This is a genomic window from Streptomyces sp., assembly GCF_050698815.1.
In the GTDB taxonomy this organism is placed as follows: domain Bacteria; phylum Actinomycetota; class Actinomycetes; order Streptomycetales; family Streptomycetaceae; genus Streptomyces.
Window position 1 is genome coordinate 1 of sequence record NZ_JBOHCV010000106.1, and the last position, 8,274, is coordinate 8,274.

The 8,274-nt window shown below is 68.9% G+C and carries 6 protein-coding genes; 4 read left to right on the plus strand and 2 right to left on the minus strand.

The window, feature by feature from the left end; all coding sequences use genetic code 11:
- Nucleotides 1–14: 14 nt before the first annotated feature.
- The 4 genes from ACRDP3_RS04105 to pknB all read left to right on the plus strand — a co-directional run bounded on the left by ACRDP3_RS04105 (nucleotide 15) and on the right by pknB (nucleotide 6,683).
- Nucleotides 15–1,574 carry a Stp1/IreP family PP2C-type Ser/Thr phosphatase gene (locus tag ACRDP3_RS04105; RefSeq protein WP_431515430.1) on the plus strand — a complete coding sequence of 520 codons (1,560 nt, stop codon included), beginning with the start codon at nucleotides 15–17 and terminating at the stop codon, nucleotides 1,572–1,574.
- Nucleotides 1,575–1,590: 16 nt separating this feature from the next.
- Entirely contained in the window at nucleotides 1,591–2,985 is a 1,395-nt protein-coding gene (locus ACRDP3_RS04110) for an FtsW/RodA/SpoVE family cell cycle protein (RefSeq protein ID WP_431515425.1), read from the plus strand.
- 31 nt (nucleotides 2,986–3,016) lie between these two features.
- On the plus strand, nucleotides 3,017–4,480 hold the full coding sequence (locus ACRDP3_RS04115; RefSeq protein WP_431515426.1) for a peptidoglycan D,D-transpeptidase FtsI family protein: 1,464 nt from the start codon (nucleotides 3,017–3,019) through the stop codon (nucleotides 4,478–4,480).
- Between the two features lie 187 nt (nucleotides 4,481–4,667).
- The gene (pknB, locus tag ACRDP3_RS04120; RefSeq protein ID WP_431515427.1) at nucleotides 4,668–6,683 is read left to right on the plus strand and encodes a Stk1 family PASTA domain-containing Ser/Thr kinase; all 2,016 of its coding nucleotides are present in this window, start codon (nucleotides 4,668–4,670) and stop codon (nucleotides 6,681–6,683) included.
- Nucleotides 6,684–6,730: 47 nt separating this feature from the next.
- On the opposite strand, the gene ACRDP3_RS04125 is transcribed toward pknB, so the two are convergent.
- Entirely contained in the window at nucleotides 6,731–7,435 is a 705-nt protein-coding gene (locus ACRDP3_RS04125; protein ID WP_431515428.1) for a class E sortase, read from the minus strand.
- A gap of 78 nt (nucleotides 7,436–7,513) precedes the next feature.
- Nucleotides 7,514–8,274, minus strand: a 761-nt coding sequence (locus tag ACRDP3_RS04130; protein ID WP_431515429.1) for a class E sortase, incomplete at its 5' end; no start/stop codon positions are given.

Here is an 8,274-nt window from a genome sequence, read left to right on the forward strand (position 1 = left end):
TGGGCACCGTGCGGATGTACCCGGAGCCGACAGGCGAGGTGCGCATGAGTCTGTCACTGCGCTTCGCCGCCGGATCACACGACGGCATGATCCGTGAGCACAACGAGGACTCCGGCTACGCCGGCCCACGGCTGCTCGCGGTGGCCGACGGCATGGGCGGCCAGGCCGCCGGTGAGGTCGCCAGTTCCGAGGTGATCTCCACCATCGTCCAGCTCGACGAGGACATTCCGGGCTCGGACATCCTGACCTCCCTCGGCACCGCGGTGCAGCGGGCCAACGAGCAGCTGCGCGTCATGGTCGAGGAGGACCCGCAGCTGGAGGGCATGGGCACCACGCTCACCGCCCTGCTGTGGACCGGTCAGCGGCTCGGCCTCGTACACGTCGGCGACTCCCGCGCGTATCTGCTCCGGGACGGCCAGCTCACCCAGATCACCCAGGACCACACCTGGGTGCAGAAGCTGGTCGACGAGGGGCGGATCACCGAGGAGGAGGCCACCACCCACCCGCAGCGCTCCCTGCTGATGCGCGCGCTGGGCAGCGGCGACCACGTCGAACCCGACCTGTCGATCAGGGAGGTACGGGCCGGGGACCGCTATCTCATCTGCTCCGACGGCCTGCCGACCGTCGTCAGCCCGCAGACCATCGAGGACGCCCTCGCCGGCTACCAGGGCCCGCAGGAGACCGTGCAGGAGCTGATCCAGCTCGCGTTGCGCGGCGGCGGCCCGGACAACATCACCTGCATCGTCGCGGACGTGCTCGACGTCGACGAGAACGACGCCCACGGAGGACAGCTCAACGACACCCCCGTCGTCGTCGGTGCCGTCGCCGAGTCCCAGACGCCGCTGGGCGGCGACAGCGGAAGCCTGCGTACCCCGGCGGCCCGCGCCGCCGAACTCGGGCGCGGAGGCGGCCGGTCGGTGCCGCCGCAGGGCGCTGCCGGCGAGGGCTTCGGGCCGCCCGGCAGCGGTGAGATGGCCGGGCCGCCGCACGGCGGCTTCGGCCGGTACAGCGACGAGGACTTCGTCAAGCACCGCGGCGGCCGCGGGTGGTTCCGGCGGACCGTGTGGATCATGCTGATCCTCATCATCGTCTGCGGCGGGCTCTACGGCGGCTACCGCTGGACCCAGACGCAGTACTACGTCGGCGCCAACGACGACCACGTCGCGCTCTACCGCGGCATCAGCCAGGAGCTGGCGGGCGTGAGCCTGCACGAGGTCTATCAGGACCGCCCCAAGATCGAACTCAAGTACCTTCCGGTGTACCAGCGCAGCCAGGTGCGCGAGACCATCGCCGCCAGCAGTGCCGGTGAGGCCCGGGACAAGGCCGACGAGCTGCAGGCACAGGCCGAGGTCTGCCGGATCGTCGCCGAGCAGCGCGAGCAGCCGAAGCCGCCCAGCGACGAGGACCGGAAGAAGGACGAGCAGAACAAGCCCAACGACGCAAACAAGACCGGGGTCCGGCAGACCGCTGACAGCAGTGGTCCCGACAGCACACCGAGCTCCGGCTCTCCGTCACCCAGCCCCGGGCTCTCGGAGAAACAGCAGCAGCTCGCCAAGCAGTGCACCGCACCGTAGGGGGGCCACCGCAGCGATGAGCAGCAACATCATGAGCAACACCGGCAGCAACACCACGATCTCCCCGGGGGGTCTGCCCAGCCGGCGCAACACCGAGCTGGCGATGCTCGTCTTCGCCGTGCTCATCCCCGTCTTCGCCTACGCCAACGTCGGCCTGGCCAAGGACGGCACGCTCCCCGCCGGGATGCTCGGCTACGGTCTCGGGCTGATCCTGCTCGCCGGCGTCGCGCACATCGTCGTACGCCGCTGGGCTCCGTACGCCGACCCGCTGATGCTGCCCATCGCCACCCTGCTCAACGGCATGGGCCTGGTCCTCATCTACCGGCTCGACCTCGAGCCGCTGCCCGGCGGGGCCGCCGCTCCCGCCCAGCTGATGTGGTCCACGCTCGGCGTCGCGCTCTTCGTCGGGGTCCTGGTCTTCCTCAAGGACCATCGCGTGCTGCAGCGCTACACCTACATCTCCATGGTGCTGGCGCTGATCCTGCTGATCCTGCCGGTCTTCTTCCCGGCCCGCTTCGGCGCCCGCATCTGGATCACCATCCCCGGCGTCGGCTCGCTGCAGCCCGGCGAGTTCGCCAAGATCATCATCGCGGTCTTCTTCGCCGGCTACCTCATGGTCAAGCGCGACGCCCTCGCGCTCGCCAGCCGCCGCTTCATGGGCCTGTACCTGCCGCGCGGCCGTGACCTGGGCCCGATCCTCGTCATCTGGGCACTCTCCGTCCTCATCCTCGTCTTCGAGACCGACCTGGGCACCTCGATGCTCTTCTTCGGTCTGTTCGTGGTGATGCTGTACGTCGCCACCGAGCGCACCAGCTGGATCGTCTTCGGCCTGGGCCTGACCGTCGTCGGCGCCGTCGCGGTGGCCAGTTTCGAACCGCACGTGGAGAGCCGCGTCAACGACTGGCTCGACCCCATGCAGGCGTTCCGGGACGGCTCCGAACAGCCCGCACAGGCCCTGTGGGCCTTCGGCTCCGGCGGCACGCTCGGCTCCGGTCTCGGGCAGGGCTTCTCCCGGCTGATCGGCTTCGCCGCCAAGAGCGACTACATCTTCGCCACCGTCGGCGAAGAGCTCGGCCTGGCCGGGGTGATGGCGTTCCTGCTGCTGTACGGACTGCTCGTGGAGCGCGGCATCCGCACCTCCCTCGCGGCCCGTGACCCCTTCGGCAAACTGCTGGCCGTCGGTCTCTCCGCCGCCTTCGGCATCCAGGTCTTCGTCGTCGCGGGCGGCGTGATGGGCCTCATCCCGCTGACGGGCATGACGATGCCCTTCCTCGCGCAGGGCGGCTCGTCGGTCATCGCCAACTGGGCGCTGGTCGCCATCCTGCTCAAGATCAGCGATACGGCCCGGCGCCCCGCACCCGCGCCCGCGCCGTCACCAGACGCCGAGATGACGCAGGTGGTCCGACCGTGATCCCGTCCCGATCCGCCCGAGGTGAAGCACAGTGAACAAGCCACTGCGCCGCATCGCGATCTTCTGTGGCCTGCTCGTGCTGGCCCTGCTGGTACGCGACAACTGGATCCAGCTGGTCCAGGCCGAAGAGCTGAAGAACGACCCCAAGAACCGCCGGGTCGCCATCGCCCGGTACGCGCAGCCGCGCGGCAACATCATCGTCGACGGCAAGTCCATCACCGGCTCCGCCGAGAACAAGAGCGGCGACTTCCGGTACAAGCGCACGTACCGGAACGGTCCGATGTGGTCGCCGGTGACCGGTTACGCCTCGCAGGCCTTCGGCGCGACCCAGCTGGAAGCGCTCAACGACGGCATCCTCACCGGCGACGACGACCGGCTCTTCTTCAACCGCACCATCGACATGCTCACCGGCAAGCCGCAGAAGGGCGGCAACGTCGTCACCACGTTCGACGCCAAGGCGCAGAAGGCCGCCTACGACGGGCTGAAGGGCAAGAAGGGCGCCGTGGCGGCGATAAACCCCAAGACCGGCGCCCTCCTCGCCCTCGCCAGCACCCCCTCCTACGACCCGTCCAGCTTCGCCGGCAACGGCCCCTCGGACACCAAGGCGTGGTCGAAGCTGCAGCGGGAGCAGAACGACGAGGACCCGATGCTCAACAGGGCGCTGCGGCAGACGTATCCGCCCGGTTCCACCTTCAAGGTCGTCACCGCGGCCGCGGGCCTGGAGAGCGGCGAGTACGACCTGGACAAGGCCACCGACACCCCGGACCCCTACCGGCTGCCGGACTCCAGCACCGACCTCGGCAACGACGGCGACATCCCCTGCGAGAACGCCACCGTGCGCACCGCGCTCCGCTGGTCCTGCAACACCGTCTTCGCGAAGATGAGCAACAAGCTGGGCAACGAGAAGATGCGCAAGATGGCCGAGAAGTTCGGCTTCAACGACAAGGAGCTGGACACTCCCGTACGCGCCGCGGAGAGCATCTACCCCGAGGACAACAAGCCGCAGAACGCCATGGCGGGCATCGGCCAGGCCAGCAACCGCACCACGCCGCTGCAGATGGCCATGGTCGCCTCCGCGGTCGCCAACAACGGCTCGCTGATGAAGCCCTACATGGTCGACCAGCTCGTCGCCCCGAACCTCAACGTCATCGAGCAGCACAAGCCGCGCGAGCTGAGCCGGCCGGTCTCCCCCGCCAACGCCCAGAAGCTGCAGGCCGGCATGGAGACCGTCGTGGAGAAGGGCACCGGAACCACCGCGCAGATCCCCGGCGTCACCGTCGGCGGCAAGACGGGCACCGCTCAGCACGGCGAGAACAACAAGGAGAACCCCTACGCGTGGTTCATCTCCTACGCGAAGGGCAAGGACGGCTCCGCGCCGGTCGCGGTCGCCGTCGTCATCGAGAGTTCGGACACACTCCGCGACGACATCGCGGGCAGCAAACTAGCCGCCCCGGTCGCCAAGGATGTGATGAACGCCGTTCTCCAGGGCAAGTGATGACGCCAGCGGTGCCCACACCCGCCGACCTCCCCCCGGCCGACCCGGAGGGACCCCCACAGCGCGGAGTGACGCCCGTCACTCCGCTCCCCGCCGACCCACCGGCGGGGGCGGGTACCGTATCCCGAGCAGCACACCGCCGTGCCGTATACGAGATACGGACCGGACGAACGGAGAGGGCTGGACTATGGAAGAGCCGCGTCGCCTCGGCGGCCGGTACGAGCTGGGCTCGGTGCTCGGCCGCGGTGGCATGGCCGAGGTCTATCTCGCCCATGACCAACGGCTGGGACGCACCGTGGCGGTCAAGACGCTCCGTGTCGACCTGGCTCGAGACCCGTCGTTCCAAGCCCGGTTCCGCCGTGAGGCCCAGTCGGCCGCCTCGCTGAACCACCCGGCGATCGTCGCCGTCTACGACACCGGCGAAGACATGGTGTACGAAGGCACGGCCGCCGGCGCGGGTGCCGGGGTGTCCATCCCGTACATCGTGATGGAGTACGTGGACGGTTCCACCCTCCGCGAGCTGCTGCACTCCGGGCGCAAGCTGCTGCCCGAGCGCGCGATGGAAATGCTCATCGGCATCCTCCAGGCGCTGGAGTACTCCCACCGCAGCGGCATCGTGCACCGCGACATCAAGCCCGCCAACATCATGCTGACCCGTAACGGCCAGGTCAAAGTCATGGACTTCGGCATCGCCCGGGCCATGGGCGACTCCGGCATGACGATGACGCAGACCTCGGCCGTGATCGGCACCGCCCAGTACCTCTCCCCGGAACAGGCCAAGGGCGAGCAGGTCGACTCCCGCTCCGACCTGTACTCCACGGGCTGCCTGATCTACGAACTGCTCACCAACCGCCCGCCGTTCATCGGCGACTCCCCGGTCGCGGTCGCCTACCAGCACGTACGGGAAGAGCCGCAGCCGACCACCGCCTTCGACCCCGAGATCTCGGCCGACATGAACGCGATCGTCATGAAGGCCCTGGTCAAGGACCCCGACTACCGGTACCAGAGCGCGGATGAGATGCGCGCCGACATCGAGGCCTGCCTCGACGGGCAGCCGGTCGGCGCCGCCTCCGCCCTCGGCTCGGTCGGCTACGGCGGCTACCCGGACGACCAGCCCACCACGGCGCTGCGCGCACAGGGCGGACAGACCTCGATGCTGCCCCCCGTCCGCGAGGACGACGGCGGCTTCTACGACGAGGGCGGCCGCGGCCGGCGGCGGCAGCGCAAGAGCCCCCTCTCCACGATCCTGCTCGTCATCGCGGCGATCTTCATCCTCGTCGGCGCCATCTTCGTCGGCAAGGTCCTCTTCGGGGGCGGCCCGAACGACAGCGTCAAGGTGCCGCAACTGGCGGGCCAGAGCTTCTCGGAGGCACAGGGCTCCGCCGAGAACGGCAACTTCAAGGTCACCAAGGGCGACGCCGAGTTCTGCGAGCAGAAGAAGAACACGGTCTGCGACACCGACCCGAAGAAGGGCACGTCGATCGAACCGGGCGAGACCGTCACCCTGAACATGTCCAAGGGCCCGGCGCCGGTGGACGTCCCCAGCGTCAAGGGTGACTCCTACGTCCAGGCCAAGCAGGAACTGGAAGCGGCGGGCTTCCAGGTCAAGCGGCAGACCGACCAGTCCGACCAGGAGCCCGGCACCGTACTGACGCAGGACCCGGCCGGTGGCAGCAAGGCACAGAAGAACTCCACCGTCACCCTCACGGTCGCCAAGCAGGACACCACCCCGGTGCCACAGGTCGTCGGCAAGAGCTTCGACCAGGCCAAGGCGGAGCTGGAGGGTCTCGGCTTCGCCGTGGACAAGACGGAGAGGGACGACGCGTCCAAGCCGGCCGGCACGGTGCTCGAGCAGGACCCGGCGGCCAACTCCCAGCGCAAGCAGGGGACCAAGGTCACCCTGACCGTCGCCAAGGCGCCGGACCAGCAGCCGGCCACCGTCCCCGATGTCACCAACCAGCGCGTCAAGGACGCCCGCAAGACGCTGGAGGCGGCCGGGTTCGTGGTCCAGGTCCAGGGAGCGCCGGACGAGAAGGACGCCACGGTCGTCACCACCAACCCGCCCGCCAACACCCAGGGCAAGAAGGGCGACACCGTCACCATCATCGCCCGGCCCGGCGGCCCGGGCGAGGACGGCGGCGGCGGTGACGACGGAGGCTTCTTCGGCGGACCCGTCGGCGAGAGCAGCCGCAAGAACGACTGACGACGGGGCCGCAGGCGGAGGACGCCCCCGGCGGAGCAGACAGCGCGTCAGCGCAGCTCCGCCGGGGGCGTCCGCTTTGCGTTGACGTCCTGGGTGCGCTCCAACTCGCCCCACACCACGTACCGGTAGGTGGAGGTGAAGACGGGCGTGCACGTGGTCAGCGTGATGTAGCGCCCGTCCCGCTTCTTGCCCGATCCCTCGGGCACCGGCTTGAGGACGTCGACGTTGTACTTCGAGGTGCTCGGCAGGAGCTTGAAGACCTTGTAGACGAACCAGGTGTTCTTCGTCTCGAAGACGATCGAGTCACCCTTTTCGATCTTGTCGATGTCGTGGAACTTCGCGCCGTGCCCGTCGCGGTGCGCGGCCAGTGAGAAGTTGCCCGACTGGTCCTGCGGCATCCCCGACTTGACCGGTTTGGTGTAGTAGCCGGCGGCGCCCTTGTTGAGCTCCTTGGCGTTGGTGCCCTTCATCACCAGGATGTCGCTGTCCGACATCGACGGCACGTGCAGAAAGCCGACGCCGTCCTTGGTGTCGAGAGCACCGGGGGTGCGGTCGTGCAGCCAGTTCTCCCGCACCTTGTCGCCCGCCTGCCGGGAGTCGCGTTCGGCGAGCACGTTCGTCCACCACAGCGAGTAGGCGACGAAGAGGGCGAGCACGACGCCCGCCGTGATCAGGAGTTCGCCGATGCCGCCGACCACGGCGGAGACGCGCCGGCGCCGGCGGAGACGTGCGCCGCTGCGGCCCCCCGTCACCCCGGCCCCCTCAGCCGCCTCTTCGGTTGCGTCCTGCTCGGTCCCTGCCACCGCGTACCGCCCGCTTCCCCTGATCCCCTACCCGACGAGAGCGTCCGGCTTCCCCTTGCTCCGCGGCCGCTCCTCGACCATTTTGCCCCAGACGATCAGGCGGGCCTTCGACGTGAACTCCGGCGTGCACGTGGTCAACGTGATATATCGGCCAGGCTTGTTGAAACCGGACTCCGGCGGTACCGGCTCAATCACCGTCGTGTTGGAGGGACTTGTGGCCGGCAGCCGGTTGGACATCTTGTACGTGTAGAACTTGGTGGCCGTCTCCACCACCATCTCGTCACCCGCCACCAGGCGGTTGATGTAACGGAACGGCTCACCATGGGTGTTGCGGTGCCCCGCCAGTGCGAAGTTGCCCTTCCTGTCCCACGGCATCGCGGTCTTGAACGGCGTCTGGTTGTAGTGACCGACCAGTCCCTTGTCGAGCACCTGCGGCTTCGAAATGCCCTGCGCGATGGGGACCTTCATGTCCAGCTTGGGCAGATAGAGGAGCGCGAAGCCCTCACCCGGCGCGAAGTCGTCCGCCCTGCGCTCCGGGTCCAGCGCGTTCTTGCCGCCCCCGCCCTTCCACTGCTCCTGCAGATCGCTCGCGGCGCCGCCGGCCTCCTGGCCGGCCAGCACGTTCGTCCACCACAACTGGTAGGCGACGAAGAGGAGCATCAGCACACCGGCCGAGATGAAGACCTCGCCCAGGAAGCGGCTGGCGATGATGGCGGGACCCTGCCGTCTGGCACGGGCCGCGCGGCGGGCCTCGAGCCGGGTGCCGGCCGGCGGGCGCGGAGCCGGCT

Excerpts from the sequence above, each read along its gene's own strand:
- ACRDP3_RS04105 (WP_431515430.1), top strand. The coding sequence starts at position 15 with ATGTACCCGGAGCCGACAGGCGAGGTGCGCATGAGTCTGTCACTGCGC.
- pknB (WP_431515427.1), top strand. The coding sequence starts at position 4,668 with ATGGAAGAGCCGCGTCGCCTCGGCGGCCGGTACGAGCTGGGCTCGGTG.
- ACRDP3_RS04110 (WP_431515425.1), top strand. The coding sequence starts at position 1,591 with ATGAGCAGCAACATCATGAGCAACACCGGCAGCAACACCACGATCTCC.